General features: G+C 58.4%; 21 protein-coding genes. 2 read left to right on the forward strand and 19 right to left on the reverse strand.

Translation table 11 applies throughout. The features are described 5' to 3' along the window. Positions 1–36: 36 nt before the first annotated feature. Positions 37–3,303: a serine/threonine-protein kinase gene (locus Pan189_RS04020; protein WP_145362677.1), complete on the forward strand. Its 3,267-nt coding sequence runs from the start codon at positions 37–39 to the stop codon at positions 3,301–3,303. Positions 3,304–3,547: 244 nt separating this feature from the next. Here the strand turns inward: Pan189_RS04020 and Pan189_RS04025 are convergent, their stop codons facing one another. Continuing rightward, positions 3,548–4,957 (reverse strand): DUF1501 domain-containing protein, encoded by a 1,410-nt coding sequence (locus Pan189_RS04025; protein ID WP_145362678.1) that lies wholly within the window; start codon positions 4,955–4,957, stop codon positions 3,548–3,550. 111 nt (positions 4,958–5,068) lie between these two features. After that, entirely contained in the window at positions 5,069–7,540 is a 2,472-nt protein-coding gene (locus tag Pan189_RS04030) for a PSD1 and planctomycete cytochrome C domain-containing protein (RefSeq protein WP_145362679.1), read from the reverse strand. Positions 7,541–7,872: 332 nt separating this feature from the next. Between Pan189_RS04030 and Pan189_RS04040 the strand changes: the two genes are divergently transcribed. Continuing rightward, positions 7,873–8,664, forward strand: a complete 792-nt coding sequence (locus tag Pan189_RS04040; RefSeq protein WP_145362681.1) for a sensor histidine kinase — start codon at positions 7,873–7,875, stop codon at positions 8,662–8,664. A 133-nt stretch (positions 8,665–8,797) separates the two neighbouring features. On the opposite strand, the gene Pan189_RS04045 is transcribed toward Pan189_RS04040, so the two are convergent. From Pan189_RS04045 to Pan189_RS04125, 17 genes are all read right to left on the reverse strand, one after another. Then, positions 8,798–9,061: a hypothetical protein gene (locus Pan189_RS04045; protein WP_145362682.1), complete on the reverse strand. Its 264-nt coding sequence runs from the start codon at positions 9,059–9,061 to the stop codon at positions 8,798–8,800. Positions 9,062–9,240: 179 nt separating this feature from the next. Beyond that, a complete protein-coding gene (locus Pan189_RS04050; protein ID WP_145362683.1) occupies positions 9,241–9,837 on the reverse strand; it encodes a Uma2 family endonuclease in 597 nt (198 codons plus the stop codon). Next, positions 9,834–10,535: a Uma2 family endonuclease gene (locus Pan189_RS04055; protein WP_145362684.1), complete on the reverse strand. Its 702-nt coding sequence runs from the start codon at positions 10,533–10,535 to the stop codon at positions 9,834–9,836. Before Pan189_RS04055 ends, Pan189_RS04050 begins: the two co-directional genes overlap by 4 nt. A 92-nt stretch (positions 10,536–10,627) precedes the next feature. Beyond that, on the reverse strand, positions 10,628–11,554 hold the full coding sequence (locus Pan189_RS04060; protein ID WP_145362685.1) for an L-lactate dehydrogenase: 927 nt from the start codon (positions 11,552–11,554) through the stop codon (positions 10,628–10,630). A 33-nt stretch (positions 11,555–11,587) separates the two neighbouring features. Continuing rightward, on the reverse strand, positions 11,588–12,505 hold the full coding sequence (locus tag Pan189_RS04065) for a class II aldolase/adducin family protein (RefSeq protein WP_145362686.1): 918 nt from the start codon (positions 12,503–12,505) through the stop codon (positions 11,588–11,590). Positions 12,506–12,536: 31 nt separating this feature from the next. Next, entirely contained in the window at positions 12,537–12,821 is a 285-nt protein-coding gene (locus tag Pan189_RS04070; protein ID WP_145362687.1) for a EutN/CcmL family microcompartment protein, read from the reverse strand. Continuing rightward, complete coding sequence (locus tag Pan189_RS04075; protein WP_145362688.1) at positions 12,818–13,507, reverse strand: hypothetical protein; 690 nt, start codon at positions 13,505–13,507, stop codon at positions 12,818–12,820. The genes Pan189_RS04070 and Pan189_RS04075 overlap by 4 nt, the downstream gene beginning before the upstream one ends. A gap of 38 nt (positions 13,508–13,545) precedes the next feature. After that, positions 13,546–13,803 carry a EutN/CcmL family microcompartment protein gene (locus tag Pan189_RS04080; RefSeq protein WP_145362689.1) on the reverse strand — a complete coding sequence of 86 codons (258 nt, stop codon included), beginning with the start codon at positions 13,801–13,803 and terminating at the stop codon, positions 13,546–13,548. Positions 13,804–13,812: 9 nt separating this feature from the next. Next, complete coding sequence (locus Pan189_RS04085) at positions 13,813–15,240, reverse strand: aldehyde dehydrogenase family protein (RefSeq protein ID WP_145362690.1); 1,428 nt, start codon at positions 15,238–15,240, stop codon at positions 13,813–13,815. Positions 15,241–15,255: 15 nt separating this feature from the next. Next, positions 15,256–15,813, reverse strand: coding sequence for a hypothetical protein (locus Pan189_RS04090; RefSeq protein ID WP_145362691.1), 558 nt, complete (start codon positions 15,811–15,813; stop codon positions 15,256–15,258). Beyond that, entirely contained in the window at positions 15,810–16,151 is a 342-nt protein-coding gene (locus tag Pan189_RS04095) for a EutN/CcmL family microcompartment protein (protein WP_145362692.1), read from the reverse strand. The genes Pan189_RS04090 and Pan189_RS04095 overlap by 4 nt, the downstream gene beginning before the upstream one ends. Positions 16,152–16,191: 40 nt before the next feature. Continuing rightward, positions 16,192–16,539 (reverse strand): four helix bundle protein, encoded by a 348-nt coding sequence (locus Pan189_RS04100; protein WP_310821056.1) that lies wholly within the window; start codon positions 16,537–16,539, stop codon positions 16,192–16,194. A gap of 27 nt (positions 16,540–16,566) precedes the next feature. Then, positions 16,567–17,781 carry an acetate/propionate family kinase gene (locus tag Pan189_RS04105; protein ID WP_145362694.1) on the reverse strand — a complete coding sequence of 405 codons (1,215 nt, stop codon included), beginning with the start codon at positions 17,779–17,781 and terminating at the stop codon, positions 16,567–16,569. 95 nt (positions 17,782–17,876) lie between these two features. Continuing rightward, a complete protein-coding gene (locus Pan189_RS04110; RefSeq protein WP_145362695.1) occupies positions 17,877–18,143 on the reverse strand; it encodes a BMC domain-containing protein in 267 nt (88 codons plus the stop codon). 52 nt (positions 18,144–18,195) lie between these two features. Beyond that, entirely contained in the window at positions 18,196–18,498 is a 303-nt protein-coding gene (locus tag Pan189_RS04115; RefSeq protein ID WP_145362696.1) for a BMC domain-containing protein, read from the reverse strand. 117 nt (positions 18,499–18,615) lie between these two features. Continuing rightward, entirely contained in the window at positions 18,616–19,320 is a 705-nt protein-coding gene (pduL, locus tag Pan189_RS04120) for a phosphate propanoyltransferase (protein WP_145362697.1), read from the reverse strand. Between the two features lie 43 nt (positions 19,321–19,363). Beyond that, positions 19,364–20,116, reverse strand: coding sequence for a DeoR/GlpR family DNA-binding transcription regulator (locus Pan189_RS04125; RefSeq protein ID WP_145362698.1), 753 nt, complete (start codon positions 20,114–20,116; stop codon positions 19,364–19,366). Positions 20,117–20,208 lie beyond the last annotated feature (92 nt).

Genomic DNA, 20,208 nt, shown 5'->3' on the forward strand with positions numbered 1-20,208 from the left:
TCGGGCCGAACCCTAAATTTGCGGGAAAGTGCAGACATGACGGGCGGTGAAGCAGATCGAACGCCCCCCGAGGTTGCCGGTGATTTCGAGGAGCCGGAGATGTCGGTCAACTCGGACAATCTTGAGACCCTGCTGCAGAGCGCATCGCGTCCGCGGGCGGTCTCGGATCGTCTGGGCGAGGGGATCGGCCAGATCGGCGAGTACGTCCTGCTGGAGAAGATCGGCCAGGGCGGCATGGGGATGGTCTTCAAGGCCTGGCAGCCGAGCCTCTCGCGGACCGTCGCCTTGAAGACGCTGCTCGTCGGCGAGCACGCGCAGTTGACCGAACTGCAGCGGTTCCGGTCCGAAGCCGAGGCGATGGCAGGTCTGGAACACCCGGGCATCGTGCCGGTCTACGAGGTGGGGGAGGCGGACCGACTCGCGTTCTTCAGCATGACGTTCGTCGAAGGACCGACGTTGAAGGACCGGCTCGACGAGGGGCCTCTTCCGGCAAACGAGGCCGCGGCGATGCTGGCTGATATTGCCGATGCCATAGGTTACGCCCACGGCAACGGGGTGATCCACCGCGACCTCAAACCGGGCAACATCTTAATCAATACCGAAGGCAAACCGCTCGTCGCCGACTTCGGCCTCTCGAAACGAATTAAAGGCGAAAGCGAGCAACTGACCGCGACCGGTAACGTGCTGGGGACCCCCAGTTACATGGCCCCCGAACAGGCCGGAGCCAAACAGGAACTGACTCCCGCGGCAGACATCTACGCCCTCGGTGCGCTGCTTTATGACATGCTGACGGGTCGCCCGCCGTTCCAGGCGGCCAGCGTGATGGACACCTTAATGCAGGTCATGCAGGACGACCCGGTCGCGCCGCGATCGCTCAATCCGAAGGTGAATCGCGACCTGGAAACGATCTGCCTGAAGTGCCTGCAGAAGGAGCCATCGCAGCGGTACGCGACGGCAGGGGACCTCGCGACCGATCTCCGCAAGTGGCTCGCGGACGAACCGATCGCGGCCCGCCGGGCGACGGCGAGCGAGCGGGCTTTTAAATGGGTCCGCCGTCACCCGGCATTAACGACGGCAATCGCGCTAACGTTCCTGGCGATGTTCGGCCTGGGGGCGGCGATGGTCGCCGTGCAGGACAATACACGGCTGCAGGACTCGCTCGCCGAAACCGAGGCGGCCCGCAACGAGGAACGCACCGCCCGGCGGGAAGCGGAAGACGCGCGGAGCGAAGAAGCCTTGGCCCGCGCGACGGCAGAGCAGGCCGTGCTCGAAGCGAAACAAGCCGATTACCTCCGAAAGATCGCGCTCGCGAGTGCGCACTGGGAGTTACGCGAAGCCTATGAGATTCCGGCGATACTTGAATCCATTCCGGAGGAATCGCGGGGCTGGGAATGGCGTTACTTCAACCGACTCGTGAACCAGCACGAGAAGGAGTTCCAGTGGCAGGCCGATAACCTCGTTATGGAGGCCGACTTCCTGTCAGACGGAAGGCGACTGGTCTGTGGGGCAGTGGAAGTTGCCGTCGGCGACCCCTGGCTGCAGTGCATTGACGCTGAGACGGGCGCCGTCCACTGGCGACGAGACGCGACTCTCGAAAACCAGAATAGTGGATTTCCGTGGTGCCTCGATACGCGAGATCGCCTCACGATTCGACTCGCCTCACACGGGATGTGCCGCAGTATTCTGATCATCGACGCTCGAACGGGCGAGACCATTCGCGAAATCGCTATGCCTGATGACCGCAATTTGCGGCAGACTCGGGCAATCACCGTCAATCCGGACGGTTCGCTGCTCGCCGCGAACTTCGTCGTCGTCGTCGGAAAACGAATCTGGCGTATCAAAGTTTGGAATACGGAAACCGGCGAGCAAGTGGCAGAGAAAGAATTGGACTACGGCCCGTCAATAACTTTTCTGGATGATCACCGCCTCCTGATTTCGCCATTTACTGCAGAACAAAAATCGATCGAAGTCTGGGATATTCTCGCGGACACGATCGGGCCGTGTGAGTTTAATTTCCCTCGCTGGACGAACTCGTTCGCTAGAGCGAATGATGTTGCCCTAATCGGGTTCGCAGGTTCGATCGTCGAGGCGCCGGCGCGAACATGCCTCGGGTTCGAGGTGCGACGAGGTGCCGATTTGGAACTCGTCACCCGCGTCGACCAAGCATGCCGCAAAATCGCGTTGCGCTCTGACGGGGCAAAAGTTGCGGCCCCTTCGATAGCCGAGCGGTCGGCGGTTATCTATAGCACCGGGACTGGCGAGCGCGAGGACGCTTTCCCGGGCCATCGTGCCCCGGTGAAGTCGGCTAAGTTCTCACCGGACGGACGCCATCTCGTCACGGCAGCGGACCGGTCTATTCGCGTCTGGGATTGTGATCCTGAAAATCGAATCCGGTCGGTCACGATCCTTCCGAGCATCCCCGTTTGCGTCGACTTTGCCCCCGACGGCAAAACAGTCGCGGTAGGCGGGAACGCCATGCTCGCGGTCGCGTCCGCCGAGACTGGTCGCGTTCTGCAGTCATGGTCGTCCACGAAGAACCGAATGAATTCCGTCTATTTCGTCGAAGATGGTGAGCGGCTCATTTCCGGGGGTTGGGACGGGCGGCTCGAGAAGTGGAATTGGAAGGACACGACCCCTTCGGCCGAACTGATTTATCGTACGGCCGCAGCGTTCCATTACATCGCAAAGCCTGTCGACGGATCGGTGATCATTTCGGCAACCCATAACGGCGGACATAGAGGCCATTTTCTCGTGAGGGTTAACGCCACGACCGGCGCGGTACTTGATACGTGTGTAGTTAGAGGAGGATGCCGAGGCCTCGCAATGAGTCCGGACGGGATGCGTCTCGCCGCCGGCTTCCTCGGCGGCGGCGTCTCTCTCCATACTTCGACAGGTCTGGATTTGCAGATGGAGAACAGGGCGGTCGACAGCTCGCTAGAGATCATCTTCGGAAGTGATTCCGAGTCAGTCCTTTTCGGCGGTTTTGGCGGAACGTTGACCGCGTTAAGCGTTCGCAACGGGAAATCGTCCACACGGGAGTTAGCCGACGGCGGCACGATCGGCGGTCTTGCCCTCAGCCCGGACGGAACGCGATTGGCCGTCGGTGTTGGCAATACGGTCCGCCTGCTCGATCCGTCGACCTTGCAGACGATCGTAACCCTCCGCGGGCATATGCTCGACGTGGAGGCCCTCGCCTTCAGTCCCGACGGGAATCGGCTCGCTTCGGTTGCCAAAGACAAGACCCTCCGCATCTGGAACGCCACGCCGGTCGAGGATAAGACCATCGTGATCGGCGGGGATTGAGTCTCGCCATCGCCAGAGCCCGGCCGGCCCGACGGGTGCGTGTCGCCCCCGCAGTGCGTGGTTGGCTCGCTTACTGCACAATGTCCACACGTGTTGCGTCGCGAACAACATCTTGTGCCTGTCGGCACCCGGCCGAGGATCGGCCGGGCTACCCGCTTAATGTGTTTGGCGGCTCCTCCCCCATGGCCACGCGTCATGTGGCACTCACCCCTCACCTCTAAACGCTCACCCGTCGCGCAGCGACCTACGCGATTACGTCGTGAATCACGCGGCCGGCGACGTCGGTGAGGCGGAAGTCGCGGCCTTGGAAGCGGTAGGTCAGGTCTTCGTGGTCGAGGCCGAGCAGGTGCAGGATTGTGGCGTGCAGGTCATTAATATGCACCGGGTTTTCGGCGATCGAGTAGCCGAGATCGTCGGTCCTTCCATACGAGACGCCCCCCTTCACGCCGCCGCCGGCCATCCAGACGGTATAGGCATCTTTATGATGGTCGCGTCCGGCTCCTTTTAATTTGTCGCCCTGCAGCATCGGCGTGCGGCCGAACTCGGCCCCCCACACGATGAGGGTGTCTTCGAGCAAGCCCCGCTGCCGGAGGTCTTTAATTAAGGCGGCAATCGGCTGATCGGTTTGCCGACACTTCTTTCGCAGGTTATTCGCGACAGCCTGATGGTGATCCCAACTGCCAGCGTTGTCGCAAAGCTGAATAAATCGCACGCCCCGTTCCACAAGTCGTCGGGCTAAGAGGCAACTATTCGCAAATGACCCGGCGCCGGGCTTCGCGCCATATAGGTCGAGCGTCTCACGCGACTCGTCAGCGATATCCATCAGATCGGGGACGCTCGTTTGCATTCGAAACGCGAGTTCGTAGGAGTCAATCCGCGTTAAGATTTCGGGATCGCCGAGCGAATCATATTGCAGACGATTCAGCGCCGAGATGTCGCCGATCATGTCGGAGCGGGTTTGGCGACTTAGTCCCTGAGGGTCACTCACGAATAGAATCGGCTCGCCCCGGGTTCGGAACTCGACCCCCTGATATCGGCTCGGTAGAAAGCCCTGCCCCCACAGCGAACTACCGCCACCAGGGGCTTTGCCATTCTTCAAGACGACGAATGCGGGCAAGTCGTCGTTTTCGCTGCCGAGGCCGTACGTGACCCATGACCCGAGCGAAGGTCGTCCCTGCCGGCCGAAGCCCGACATTAAGAACACCTGGGCGGGGCCGTGATTAAATTCCTCGGTGTGGACCGAACGAATCACCGCCAATTCATCCGCCACCTCCGCGAGATGCGGCTGAATCTCCGACATCATTTGCCCGCTCTCGCCGCGGGGGGCGAATTCGAACTCACTGCCGAGCAGTTTGGGATGTCCTTTAATAAATGCGAATCGTTTGCCCTCGATAAATTCCTTCGGGCAGAGTTTGCCGTGATGCTCATTCAGGGCTGGCTTGTGATCGAACAGGTCTAGCTGCGATGGGGCCCCCACCATGTGCAGATAGATGATGTTCTTCGCTCGCGGCGCAAAATGCGGCCGGGGCGATGTGCCTGCTTGCGCGGCGCGGCCGAGCAGCGATGCCAATGCCATCGATCCGACGCCGAGGCCCCCGCCGCGAAGGAATTCCCGACGACCAAGCTGCGATGGAAGAAGCTGCGGGATATTCATGGCGATTACTTCATCATTAAACGTTAAACAAGCCGCGCACGAAGTAAGCGGGTATCGATGGGACTCACGCCTGAATGATCCGCTTACTTCGTGCGCGGCTTGTATTACACTCTATCTTGAGATTGATTCGTCGAGGTTGAGCAGGATGCTCGCAACGGTGGTCCATGCGGCGAATGTGTCGACCGAGACGTTCTCGGGTCGCTCATGTTTTTTGGCAAGCTGTCTTGCCGCAGCGGGGTCTTTAGAGAATTGCTCGACCGCACTGTCCAATCGCCGCGTCAGGATTCTTAACTCCGGCTCGGATGGACGGCGTGACGTCGCAAGGCGGAAGCCGCGAATGATGCGATCACTATTATTGCCATCGACTTCCGTAAGTATTCGCCGGGCCAGGCCCGCGGCCGCTTCGATATAGACGGGGTCATTCATTAACGTGAGTGCCTGAAGCGGAGTGTTCGAGTTCGACCGCTCCAGCGAACAGACCTCCCGGCTGGGGGCGTCAAAATTAACGAAGCTCGGATAGGGCACCGTCCGCCGCCAGTAAACATAGACGCCCCGGCGGTACTGGTCTTCGCCGGTGCTCGTTTGCCATTCGTTGCTGGCAACACCGGTGTGATTCCAGACCCCCTTGGGCTGGTACGGGAAAACCGGCGGACCGTGCATTTTATCGCTGAGTAACCCCGCGACGGCGAGCGCGTTGTCCCGCACAAATTCCGCCGGCAGCCTTGAGCGCGGGCCGTGAGAATAAATCTCGTTGTAAGGGTCAATCTCCAATAGCTCGGGCGTTACGCGAGCCGACTGCCGATAGGTTGCCGACGTGACCATTAATTTGTGCAGCCGCTTTAGGCTCCAGCCTTCCTGCATAAACTCGATGGCGAGCCAGTCGAGTAATTCGGGGTGCGTTGGCGATTCCGCCTGCACACCGAAGTCGACCAGCGTCGGTACGATCCCGCGACCGAAGAGTTCGGCCCATTGGCGATTGACCGTGACCCGCGCGAGCAGCGGGTTCTCCGGGTCGGTCATCCATTTGGCGAGGCCGAGCCGGTTCCTCGGCTCGCCCTCCGGCCAATCGTGCATCACGCGTGGGACATGAGGTTCGACGAGGCGACCGGGGTTCGTGAAGTCTCCGCGTTTAAACATTCGGGTCGGCCGGTCTTCGGGGAGTTCTTTCATCACGAGGACGGTGTGCGGCTCGATTTCGTCGAGTTTTTTGGCCGCGCGGTCACGCTTGGCCTTCATCTCAAAGAACTCCGGCCGCTGAGCGACCGCGGGCACGAACTCGCGTTGCTTCATTTCTTCCGGCAGATCAATCAGGCACTGCCGCATCGCCGCATCGGCTTCGTCGAGTAGCTTCGACCAGCGTGTTTTTGCTGCCCGCTGTTTGTCCGTCAGGGGCAAGTTCATTTTCGGACCGGTAAATTCGCGGCGTGACTGCTCATGCCGTTTAATCTCGGGGGCGGTGTTGTCGAATATCGCGTACAGCCCGTAGTAGTCTTCCTGGCTGATCGGGTCGTACTTATGGTTATGGCATTGGGCGCACTCGAGCGTTGTTCCCAAGAAGACGGTGCCGGTTGTATTCACGCGGTCGACGGTCGCGTTGAAGTATTCCTCGTCCGGATCGGTACCCGCCTCCACGTTCGCCATCGTGTTGCGATGAAAGCCGGTCGCGATGATTTGATCACGCGTCGCATCGGGCAGGAGATCTCCCGCCAGTTGCTCGGTGACGAATTGGTCGTAAGGCATGTCGGCATTGAAGGCCCGAATGACCCAGTCGCGGTAGGCCCATGCTTCCCGCCGACCGTCGCGCTGATAGCCGTTGCTATCGGCGAAGCGGGCGGCATCGAGCCACGGCACCGCCCAACGCTCGCCGTACTTGGGTGAAGCGAGCAAGCGCTCGACGACCTGCTCGTAAGCGTTCGGTGAGTCATCCGACAAAAACGCGTCGATCTCGTCGATCGTGGGCGGAACGCCGGTCAGATCGAGCGTCACCCGTCGCAGCAGTCGTTCTTTCTCGGCTTCGGGCGAAGGCGACAGGCCTTTCGCTTCAAGTCGAGCCAGAACGAAGTTGTCGATCGCATTTCGCGGCCAGGCTTTTTGCTCGACCTCCGGCACGTCCGGCCGCTCCGGCTTCACGTAGGCCCAGTGCTTCTCGACGGTCGTGGCATCTGAACCGAAGCCCCCGGGCCATTTCGCTCCGTCGTCGATCCACTTGCGGATGATGCCGATCTGTTCGTTGCTGAGCCGCTCGTCTTCAAACGGCATCGCTTCCTGATCGTCGAGCCCGGCGATGCGGCGCACGATCAGGCTGTGCTTGCTGTCGCCCGATTTCAGCGACGGCCCGCTCATCCCGCCGCTGAACACGATCGCCTTGGCGTCCAATCGCAGTTGTCCTTCTGCTGCGAATTCGCCGTGGCAGTGGTTGCACCGCTCCTCAAAAATCGGGGCCACATCTTTTACAAAATCGATGTCCCGCGTCGCCGGAGGTGGTAACGCGGCCGATTTTTCACTCTCCCCAGCCGCCGCGACTTGCAGCAATCCAAGACCAGCGGCGGCAAGAAAGGCGTAACGCGTTGTCAAATATCGCATTGCGATCGAATTGGCAGGAGGCAGGGCGGGCAACGCAGCAGTCAATGTTGATGCTTTAGCCTACCCGCAAATCGCTGCCGGGTCTACCAGATTTTGCCTGCTTCGAATCGACCGGCGGCGGATCGATGACCATTTCTTACCGATCGCAACGGCCACGACCCGACCGTTTGAAGCCGCAGGGTTTCGCTCGGCTTCCCGACCTGTCGGAAACGGACGAACGGACCGGACTGCCCGACCCGCCTTTTTGCTTCGGCCATCACGATGCGATCCGTCGTGAGTCGACACTCAACGTAGACGGATTCGCGAACCCTCAATGACCCCGAGGCAATCCCATGGCGGACGGAACTGCTCACGAAGCCCCAGCGTCGATTGAAAGCCTTCGCGCTGAGAATCAGCGGCTTCGAGACGAACTCGCTCGCGCTCAACGGCTTTCGACGGTCGGATCGATCGCGGCCTCGATCACGCACGAATTCAACAACATCCTCACCACGACGATCAACTACGCGAAGATGGGCTTGCGGAACGAAGACCCCGCGACTCGTGAGAAGGCGTTCACAAAGATTCTCTCGGCCGGGCAGCGGGCATCGAAGATCACCACCGGAATGCTCTCGTACGCCAGAGGGGGCCGAGATCAGAAAGAGCCGACCGACCTCGCCGAATTGCTCGGCGATGTGCTGGTGCTCGTGGAGAAAGACCTGAAATGTCACAGAATCTCCGTCGAGATTGATGCGGCCGAAAATGTGATCGCCGAGATCAGCGCTTCGCAGGTGCAGCAGGTGATCTTAAATATGGTCATTAATGCCCGACAGGCCATGACCGCCGGAGGCACGCTGCGACTGACCGTCCGACGCGACGTATCGACCGGCTTTGCGGAACTTGCCGTCGCCGACAGTGGGTCCGGCATCCCGGCCGACAAGCTGCCGCACATCTTCGACTCGTTTTATTCGACAAAAGAACGAGACGCGCAGGGACAGGGCGGGACCGGGCTCGGCCTCGCGTTCTGTAAGGAAGTCGTCCAAGCCCACGGCGGCCGCATCCGCGTCGAAAGCACCATCGACCGCGGCACGACCTTTACGCTGAAGTTTCCGCTGGCGGAGAAGGCATCGTTGGCTGCGGCGGGGTAGAGCGCCGCATCACACAAGCCCGCAGCGCAAGCAAGGAATTTCGCTCTCACGCGTTCGAACAGATTCTTGCCGACTGTGGCGGCTTTCGAACGCACGACGCCTGCAATTTCGTAAGAATCGCCAACGGCATCCGCTACACTTCGATTAGATTCGTACCGGCCGTGTGGGCGCGACTCAGTTCTGCGAAGATTGTCCAGAACAGCAGAATGATCGCGATATGCTCCAGCGTGGCCGGCACTGAGATGAAGATGGCTGGAATTGTATATTCCAAGTCCCACCACACCCATGCAACCTGTGCCGGATCATTAGGATCAATGAATATCTGCAAGAACGAGTCGATTGCCGACTCCAGTTTTTGTCCCTGATCGAGCCAATACAACGCGATCCAATTGCTCACGTTGAATGACAATAACGCAGTGGCAAAACCCAGCCGCCACCGACTGCTTCGGAGCAGACTTTTCCGGCACAAAAATGTCGACGTCCCGACCAGCAGAAGCCACGTCGCACACTGTTCGAAATAAAAATTAAAGAGATTCCAGAACACGAAATCCGCTGCCTCCGTGAATCATAAAACTGTTAAGTTATGTCGTGGAAGACATCCTCAAGTGCGAATTCAAATCCCGGCAATAGCGGGGTTTGATAGACTTCGTTCTCTTTCAACACCCGCTGTTTTCCGTCCGCAAAGATGACGGTCATCGTCTGCGCAAACCGTTCGATGATCCAGTATTCTTTCACACCTGCGGCGGGGTACTCTCGCGCTTTCTCAACGAAATCGCGTCGGCGGTGAGCGGAGCCTTTCGACACGATTTCGATCGCAATCGTGGGAATATCGTTGACGACATCGGGCTGCCGACCAAGCCCCGCCCAAATCGCCCGATCGCAGACCCGGCGGTCATCACCGACGATCACGTAATTTTCCGGAAGAGTGCGATCGAGTGCTGCCCCGTCCGGATGAACGTCCTGATAATTCCTTAGCAGTTGGCCAAGTCGGTCGATATGTTCGCGGTGCCATTCTCCGGGGGGCGGACTCACGACGAGGACTCCATGAATAAGTTCGTAGCGGTAATGCTCTTCGGCTGACTCAATTGCGTCGAATTCCGCAGGCGACATTAACGCGCCGTTGTCTTCCGGGCCGAGGTGCAATACCGGTTCGGTCGCTACCGTCACGCTCATTCGTCGGTCTCCCCTGCGTTTTTAAGGTCTGCAATCAACTTGCGGAATTCCTTAATAAGTACCGTATCGTTTCGGCCGATTCGCGTGCGACTGCGAATCAGCTCGGCCGCTTCTTGAGCCGGAAAGCCGGATAAAATCTGACTCAACTCCGAAGGCTCGTAATCCCCCGCTGTCGAGAGTCGCAGAATTTCCAGCGTCTCACGCTTCCAACGCCAAACCTCAGGAATCTTCAGTTTTGCATAGAGTTGAAGTCGGCTTTTCGAGGAGCTGGTCCAATCCGATTCTATCATCAGATCGGGAGGCGGGTCCTCAGCCGGGCGTTCTTCGTCCATCCCCAGTTCCACGGATTCTCCAATGTAGAAGCAGTCGTCTGGCTCTGCCCCCTTCTTCGTTTTTTCAAGTTGGAGCGTGAGGTCGGCGAAACTCACCTGCGGTATATCCCATTCTTCGCAATAAACGGCCACAAACATACTGAGAGTTTTCCACGGACGCCCGTGCGGCTTCTTCGGCGACATCAGTTCCAGCATCCCATCGTCGTAGGTCATGCGGACGTGAAAGTTCTCCGGCATTTCGCGTAGCGCAACGTACGTCTCCCACGGGATGCCGTAGAGAACGGTGGCGTTTACGTTCGTCGCGGACGCACGCGGCGTTTCGGGCACTCCGAACTCTTCGCGTTCAATCGCTTCGGCGGTGCTCATCGCACACCTCAAAAAAGAAAAGACCTCAAGCCTGCATGATAGCAGACCGGAGGTCTCGATGTACGTGCGATCGACGGAAACGATGCGGGCAATCAGCCCAGTACTTTCGCAATCGTCCCTTTGAGCACATTTGCCGAGTTGGTCAGCCCCATCATCTCCTTGGGCCACAGGTCGATTTGCAGCGTATCGACCACGCCGGCCCGGCCGACGATCGTCGGCACAGAGAGGCACACATCTCGCAGGCCGTAGGCGCCGGTCTGCAGTGACGACACCGGCAGCACCCGTCGGCGATCGAGCGCGATCGAGTGAATCACTTCGGCGATCGTCACCCCCACGGCGAAGCCTGCTCCGCCCTTTTTCTTAATCACTTCCGCTCCGCTGCCACGCGTTTTCTTCTCAACAGCGGCGAGCATCGACGGATTGACGCCCGGCCATTTTTCAAGTGGCAACCCGGCGACCTGTGCGGCGCTCCATATCGCAACCATGCTGTCGCCGTGCTCGCCCAGCATCATCGCCGAGACCTGTGTCGGCGGAACGTTTAATTCCCGGGCCAACATGCCTTGGAACCGCGATGTGTCGAGCATCGTCCCGAGACCGATCACGCGTTCTTTGGGTAACCCCAAGTCTTTGAGCATTAAGTACGTGAGAATGTCGACCGGATTGGAAACGACAAAGCCGATCGCGTCTTTCTTCAGCCCGTGTGATTTGACATCTTTTAAGATATTGCGAAACAGGGCGACGTTTCGATTAATGAGATCAAGACGAGACTCGTCCGGCTTGCGCCGCAATCCAGCCGTGATTACCACGACGTCGGCGTCCTTGCAGGTCGACGTATCGGCCGCGTAGATCGACTGATCCGAAAGGAACGACGAACCGTGCACAAGGTCGAGTGCCTGACCGTCGGCGACATCGGGATTCACGTCGACGAGTGCGATTTCACGGACGATTCCGCCCGTTTGCAGCGCGAAGGCCGCACACGAGCCGACCAGTCCGCCACCACCAATGATTGCAATTTTCATGAGAAATCGTGGGTTAAGAAGTGTGAACTGGAATTATTTGCCGAGCGAAGCCATCACCTGGTCCGTGATCGCCTGCACGAGTGCGTCTTGGTCGACGCTGCCCGCTGCGGCGAGTCCGTCCGGCGTTTGGCAGCCGTTCGGGGCACAACCGGGTTCGTTGGAATAACCGGGGTATTGCGGCGGGGCATTAAACGCCGAGGTCTGCGGCAGATTCTCTTTATAGCCTTCACGGAACGCGCTGTTGCCACACAGGTCGCAGTCTTCGGCGTGGAATCGAGGATCGTCGAAGCCGAGCTTCTTCTTGAGGTCGATCAATTCTCGTGATTTTTCCTCGTTGAGATATTCGATCGGCTTGCCGAGCTGTTTCGTCAGAATCAGCATGCGGCAATACGCGTCGAGAATCTCGGTCTTCCAATAGGCTTCTTCGACGTTCTTTCCGAAACTGACGGTTCCGTGGTTCTTAAGAATCACACAACTGGTGCCCTTTAAGAATGGGACAGGTGTGTTAGCGAAGTCTTGCCCGCCTGGCGTCTCGTATGGCGCAATCGGGACCTCGCCCATGAAGACTTCGATTTCCGGCAGAATACATTGCGGGATCGGTTCACCGGCGATGGCGAAGGCCGTCGCGTGCGGCGGGTGACAATGCACGACCGACTTCACGTCGGGCCGCTCCTTCATGATTGCCAGGTGCAGCAGGACCTCGCTCGTCCGCTTCCGCTTACCCGCGATCTGATTGCCTTCCATGTCGACGGCGCAGATGTCGTCCGGAGTCATGAACCCCTTACAGATCATCGTCGGCGAGCAAAGTACTTCGTTTTCGCCGACGCGAATCGTGATGTTCCCGTCATTGGCTGCCGCGAAACCTTTGTTGTAAACCCGGCGGCCGATTTCGCAGATGTCTTCTTTGAGCTTGCGGTCATTAATACCGCTGTTCCAACGATTGGTCGACATGGTCACTTATCCTTGAAAGAGGTCTTAATTACTAGGAGTCGATCTCGATCGCGTCGAGAATCGCAGCGTTGTAAGCATCGATCGGTTTGATTGCCGGCTGAAACGGAGCCGCCGCTTCGGGGCCCTCGGCGATCGCGACAAGCGATCCGAGATCCGCCCCAAGTTCGTCGTACAGGGCAAACGGTTCTCCGCGGCCTGCCGAATCACCGTTGAGGCCCCGTCGATCGAGCGGCGCCACCAACCGCCATCGTCCGGTCGATAAGTCCGGATGAGCCGTCGCGAGCGTCACGGTTCCGATGATCTCTCCGATTTTCATGACGTCTCCTTACGTCGCCCCGAAGCCGCACGCGATACAATCGCGTTCAAGATCTGTCCGAAGCGGAAGGCCTGAAGTTCCGTGACCGCCCAGTAATTCGGATTTAATTGACGCGTCACGCGGTCGACTTGATCTGGATCAGTCGCCACGCAACCGCGGATTCCGCGTGAACGATTGGCCCGACATGCCGCGACTTCTGGTTCGTTTGTGATGACGATCGCCCCATCGGCGGCGCCGCGGAGCAATTCAGCCGTCGCGTGATCGGTCGCTTCGGCGGGGCACCCGACAAGTTCGCGACGAAATGCCATTTTGCTGTTTTTAATCACGCGGTCGCTGACCGAGAGCCCCGATTTCGTGACCGAGACAGGATAGAACAACCAACGACCTGCCCCGCCCTCGGATTCAGCTGGCTGCACAGTAGTGGAAGCGCGAACCCAGTCGACGTGATTTCTCTTAAGGAAGTCTTTGGCCGAAGGTGTCAACAGACTCCTGTCGCCGATTTTGAGAACGTTTTTTCGCTCCCATTGCTTTTCAAGAACGCTTTCGGTGATGACGGCGGCGTCAATCGTGATCGCGGGCGCCTTTTCGGCGGATTGCGGCACCGGCGTAGCGTCACCCTTCGCACTCGCCTTTAATTGGCTGAGTACGGCGGCGACAATATCGTCGATGACTTTTGATTCGCTCACTGAAATCTGCGTCAAAACTGTCTTAGTCGTGAAAAATATTAATCGTCGAGAATACCGATCACCGCCCAGCGGACCGGCGTTGACTTGTCACCGATCATCTCGCGGACGCTCCCGCCGTCTGACGTTAAGATCACTTTGTCGCCACGTCCGGCGCCGAGTTGGTCGATCGCGATTAACGGCGGCCCATCATCGCCGCCATCTGCGAGCAGTGGCTGCGTGATGAGTAACTTCCAACCCTTTAAGGTCGGGTGTTTCGTGGTGGCTCTTGTCGAACCGAGTACCAGAGCGGCTTGCATATTGAACCTTTATAAGATCCTCAGTTCGTCGCTCATGCTCATCCGTCGCTGACGGGTGAACGTCATCGGGGTCGTCACTCCCTCTCCAGTGGGTGTCGCGATGCTGTAGCTGAGATAACCTTCCCCCCCGACTCCAAGGCCTGCCGTCGATGGTCCGTTTACACAGAACAGGGTCGTGTTCATCACCCGGCCCATCTCCGCGATCACATCGAGGTTCTTGCTGTGCACAATCGCCGTGTGCCGGAATCCGTGTTCGAATTGCTCGCACAGTTTGATGCCTTCGGCGGTATCACGGCAGCGGACGATCGGCACGAAGGGCATCATTTGCTCTTCGGGCACGAAAGGATTGTTGACATCGGTTTCGCCGACGAGCAGTTGTGTATTGGCCGGTACAGAGAGACCGATCGCCGCAGCAAGTACCGCCGGGTCTTTGCCGACGTATTGCTTCTTAACGTGGTAATGATCGCTCGCATCCTTCGGAGGATCGAAAGCGACCGCGGTTAATTTAGCGACCTGATCGGCGTTTAATCGGAATGCACCGTGTCGACCGAACGCTTCCATCAGTGAATTAAAGACGCCGTCAACGACGAAGACTTCTTTCTCACCGATACACAATAGATTGTTGTCGTAGGCCGCCCCGGCAATAATTGACTTTGCCGCTTTTTCGATATCGGCTGTGTCATCAACGAGCACGGGGGGATTTCCGGGACCGGCGACGATCGCCCGCTTGCGTGTCCCCAAAGCAGCTCTTGCGACGGCCGGACCGCCGGTGACGACCAGCAGCGGAATGTCGCGGTGCTCGAAAATGGCCTGAGCCGATTCGATCGTCGGATTGCCGATGATCGTAATCACATTGGTCAGGCCGGTTTCTTCGTAGATCGCTTTATTGAATCGGCGAACCCCCTCGCAGGCGATGTTCTTGCCCGACGGATGTGGGTTGAATACGACCGAATTACCCGCTGCCACCATGTTAATAACATTGCCCGCCAATGTTGGCAGCGAATGGGTCACGGGGGTAATTGCACCGATCACGCCAAACGGGGCGTATTCAATGATCGTTGTCCCGCCCGATCCGGTCAGGGCTTCCGGCTTCAAATAGGCAACGCCGAGAACATCTTGAACGATCTTCAGCTTCTCGATTTTGTGATCAAGGCGCCCGACCTGCGTCTCCTCAAGCTCTAGTCGACCCAGTTCTTCGGCCTGATCGTTGCAAATCTGCTTGATGATTCGCTCGACCGCTTTGCGAGCGTCGGTGCCGGCCTTCGTTAATTGATGAAAACCGTCGGTCGCGGCAACGACCGCATCGTCGACATTCTGAAAGACGCCCCAGTCACCATTATCGGCTGACCCGTTGACGTGACCGTTCGCGGGAATCTTGCCGAGCTTCGACAGGACTTCTTGAACGACGGTGCGGATGGCTTGTTCGTTGGCATTCATATAATTAGCGCGATATTAATTGAAGGAAGGAAATCCATCGTCGTTCGTCGCCTCGAGTTCGAGGCGTTGTCGGACCCAAGTAGCGACGGCAGCGCGAGACGGAAATGTGGCGGCCATCGTCATTAACAGCACTGCGACCACCACATAAGAGACCCACTGTCCCTCAACGATATAGGCGATAAGATTAAAGAAGGCTCCGCCTTCGAGCATCGCGAACCAGATAATCATCCTCGACTGGTATAGAAACAGTGCCTGCACGATGTTCTCAGGCACAGTCTGCGGTGGTGTCTGACTGCTTTCCGTCGTCACCGGTTTCTTAATTTGCGCGGTCACGACCGCAGCCGAAATGGCCAGCAGGATCGCGAAGCCTGCTCCGACAATCGTCAGCACCGGCACCCCGTCTTCCGCTGCCTGTGCATCGTCGTTGGCCTTTTCGCCGCCCGCGACGACGAAGGCGATGGCGGCGAAACTGATCACGCCGGCCATCAATCCGCCCGCAATGATCTGCATTGTCGCGACGACGCCGCCGAACCACTGCCTGCTTTCGTCATCACTCAGATGATCTTCAATCATCCCTCGCCCTCCTGGCCGTCGCTGTCAGGACCGTCCTTTGTAAAGACCGTTTTCCCATGCACGCTAACGCGATCGACAATGCCGACGACAGCCGCGTCAACAGGTAATGTCTTCGTTTCCGGCGTATAACGTGCGCTCGATCCTTGAACGAGAAACACAACCTCGCCTTCGCCCGCCCCGACCGTATCGACGGCCAGAAACGTCCGCCCCGTCGGCTGCAGGTCGCTCGCGTCGGTTTCATTCACGCGTAGCGGCTCCACGACCAGTAATTTCTGGCCTTTCATAACGTCGACTTTGTGAGTCGAAACGACGCTGCCGGTAACGCGTGCTAGAAACATGATTTAGTCTAGAGTCGAGAGTCGAGAGTCGAGTGCGGCGTCAGCCGTCACCTTTGGTAGTCAGGCTGCCCTTAAGTCCGCTCAGCATCTTTGCAAGCTCTTCGGCTTGCCGATAAAGAGAATCATATTTGTTCTGGCTGAGAAATTGTTGGCGAGACGCGATTGTCAAATGAGAAATCGATTCCATGAGTGAGCCATATGCAATTTGAACAAATCTTGAGAAGTCCTGGTCAGTTGTTCGTCCGCTGCCTTCAGCAATATTCGCCGAAACGGAAATCGCAGATCGACGAGTTTGACTTGTCAGGCCGAATCGCTCGTCAGGCGGAAAGGAACGCGTCGCCGCGTACACTTCGTCGGCGTAAGCAACTGCTTTCTGCCAAACTGACAATTTCTCGAATCGGAACACACTATTTCCCTACTGCCCTGGACTCTCGACACTCGACACTCGACTAACAGCATCAGCCGTCTGTCTCGCGACGATGATTTCTTCGTTAGTTGGGATCGTCCAGACTTGAACCGTGCTGTCGTCGCTTGAGATGACCGCTTCGCCTGTGGCGGTGCGGTTTTTCTGCTTGTCGATTTTTAAGCCGGCCCAATCCATCTGGTTGCAGACGCCGGCGCGAACGAGCTTGCTGTTCTCGCCAATGCCGCCTGTGAAGACGACGGCATCGCAGCCGCCCAGCAGAGCGAAGTAGCCGCCGAGGTAGCGTCGGATTTCCGCGACGTAGGTCTTAATCGCGAGGCCGGCTGATTCGTGTCCTTTAGCCGCTGCCTCTTCAAGGTCGCGTAGGTCAGTGCTTAAACCGTTGCTGAGTCCGTAAAGACCGCCTTTTGACGACAGGTCTTTGAGGATATCTTCAAGTGACTTGCCGGTGCGGCGGATCAAGTACGGCAGCGCGAAGGGATCGAAGTCGCCGACGCGGTTATTTTGCGGAAGCCCCGTTTGCGGCGTCATGCCCATTGAAGCCGCCTTCGATTGCCCTGCGTCGATGGCGCAGAGTGAACTGCTTCCGCCGAGGTGGCACGACACAACCTTCAGGTCGTCTCGCCCTGTCAGTTCGGCGACACGCCCTGCGATATAACGGTGACTCGCGCCGTGGAAACCCCACTTCTTAATTCCGTGTTCACGCTCCCAATTACGAGGGATCGCGTAGCTGCGATTCTCCGGCGGGATCGTTTCATGAAATGCTGTTTCCAAGGCCGCGACGAGCGGAATCTGCGGGAACGCTTCACGCAGTTGTCGCATCGCTTTCACGTAAGGCGGATTATGGGCCGGTGCGATGTCGAATAGTTCCTGCATTACGCTTAGCAGTTCGTCATCAACAATTCGCACGCCGCTTAAGTGCGCGGCGTGGACGGCTTTAAAACCGATTGCCGAGACTTCATCGACCGATTTCAGACACCCGTAATTGTCGTCAGTCAATTGATCCAGGCATAGCTGGACGGCAGCGGCATGATCGGCAATCGCCTGATCGACCTCATGTTCTTGATCGCCGATTTCGACGAAACAATGGCTCGACTCCTGACCGATCCGATCGATACCGCCGCGGGCGAGCTGACGCCCTTCCGGCAGATCGAACAGACGATACTTAAAGCTCGTCGATCCAAGATTTGCGACCAAAACCTTCATCAGGCCTCCGCCTGTTTGTGCCTGCGGCAGCGGGGGAGCGGCGCGCTGAGATGCTGGCTCAGATTGTGCCGGCCCACCGGGTGCTGCCGGTGGGCTTAGATGAAATTTGCCATCAGGCCGTCGGTCGGTCGCGGAATCAGATGCGCGCTGACGAGTTCGCCAACGGCACTGGCCCGCTCGGCTCCGGCGTCGACGGCTGCGCGGACGCTACCGACATCGCCTTGGACGACGGTCGTCACATAGGCGCCGCCGATTTGGACCTGCTTGACGAGCGTGACGTTGGCGGCCTTGAGCATGGCATCGGCCGCTTCGATTTGAGCGGTCAGGCCTTTGGTTTCGATCAATCCGATCGCTTCGTTCATTGGATTAAGTCTTTATAGAGATTGAATGAGTCAAATCAGACGACCGAGCCGACTAAGCCTGCCCGCCGGAGGACGCACGCTGCGGAAGGACGGAGGCGAGTTCTTCGTGCGGGCGAGGAATGACCTGCACGCTGACGACTTCGCCAATTTTGCTGGCGGCGGTCGCGCCGGCATCGACGGCTGCCTTTACAGCGGCGACGTCACCGACGACAAAAGCCGTGACCAGGCCGCTGCCGACCTTTTCCCAGCCCACCATTTCCACGTTCGCGGCTTTGAGCATTGCATCAGCCGCTTCGATCAGACAGACGAGACCTTTCGTCTCGACCATTCCCAGTGCTTCCATCGACTTTGCCATTTCAGTAGTTCCCCGAGGTTCGAGTTTTTTAAAGAGCTGCCCGTATTAAGTAGACAGCGATCAGCCAGAAATAGTGGTCTCTTGGTGCTGCCAGCAAATCGCTGACAGCCGGTCGCTTTAATGACTGCATTGGCACGGGGCCGGTTGAATCAATTCGACGCGCGTGGCGTTGACAAGATCAATCGCGTTGCCTTCGTCGGTATCAAGATGCACTTCCAGTTTAATTTTCTCGCCGGCGCGAACGACCATGTCTTCGAGGACGGTCGTGCAGCCAGGGGATTCGACACGCAGGTGCATCTTGTCGCCGTTTTGAACGCCGTAGTGTGCGAGGTCGGCGGGCCCCATGTGCACGTGACGCATGGCCCGAATGACACCCTGCTTTAACTCAACGACTCCCTTCGGCCCGACCAAAATGCAGGGAGCGCTGCCTTCGACATCGCCGCTGATTCGGACCGGGATATCAATGCCGAGGGAGATGGAGTCGGTGAAGGCAAGTTCGACCTGAGAGTCGCCACGGCAGGGGCCGAGGACACGGACGTTGGGAATCATCCGCTTGCGCGGCCCAACGACCATGACGGTCTCTTCCGCCGCGTAGTAGCCGTCTTGATAAAGGTCTTTTTGGGGCGTCAGGTCGTCTTTGCCGAAGAGAATTTGCACGTGCTCAGTCGTCAGGTGACAGTGCCGGGCGGAGATGTTCACGACGAGCGGATTCGCTGCTCCGGGAGCGGCGGCCGCTGGTGTGGCGCCGTTGAGTTTCTTCGCGAGAATATCGCGGACGACGCGTTCGACATCCGGGCGATTCAGTGCGGCGAGTTGATTCATCGGGAAAGCTTCGGGTGGTTGCGTGTGCTGAATACGGTCTTAATTATGTGGCGACGGTCAGTGCGACTTGCTTGCTCTTAATGACATCGCGCCAGCGATCAGGCAGCGCGTCGTCGGTCACAATGCGATCGACCGCGTCGAAACTGCACAGCGGGCTGATCGCCGAGCGTCCGAACTTTGCGCTGTGAGCGGCGACGATGACCTCGTCAGCGGTGTCGATCATTCGCCGCTCCATGTCGACAAGCAGCGTGTTCTTATTGAACAGCCCCTGCTCGGTGACGCCGCCGACGCCCATCACGAGGCGGCGGACGCGAACGCCTGAGAGTGCCGCCAAGGCCATGGGGCCAAGGGCGACACCGCTTGAGCGATCAATAATTCCGCCGATCATCATCAGTTCGATTTCCGGCCGGTGGGCGAGGATGTTCGCGATGGGCAGTGAGTTGGTCACAATTTGAAGGTGCATTGATTCTAGACGTCGGGCGACCTCGATTGCGGTCGTTCCGGCGTCCAGCAGGATGGCGTCGCCCGGTTCAAACAACCGCACGACCGCCGCTGCGATCTTCCGTTTTTCTTCCATCGATTCGGTCCGCAGGTCTTCGAATGGCTGTTCGGTGTCGTCGATGACCGCCGCGCCGCCGCGAGTTCTGCGAACCTGTCCAATTCTGTCAAGATGTTCCAAATCCCGTCGTACCGTCGATTCACTGGCTCCAACCCGATCGGTCAGCACCTGCAGCGAAATAAAGCCGGAATCCTCGATTTCCTTGAGGATTTTCGCTCTTCGCTCATCGACAATCATCACCGACTCCGACCGGCAGGGACACTGTTACCTTCCTATCTTTCCACCAAAATCAATCAAAAGCAATCATATCGCATCATGTTTGCGCAAAA

This window comes from Stratiformator vulcanicus, assembly GCF_007744515.1.
GTDB lineage: Bacteria > Planctomycetota > Planctomycetia > Planctomycetales > Planctomycetaceae > Stratiformator > Stratiformator vulcanicus.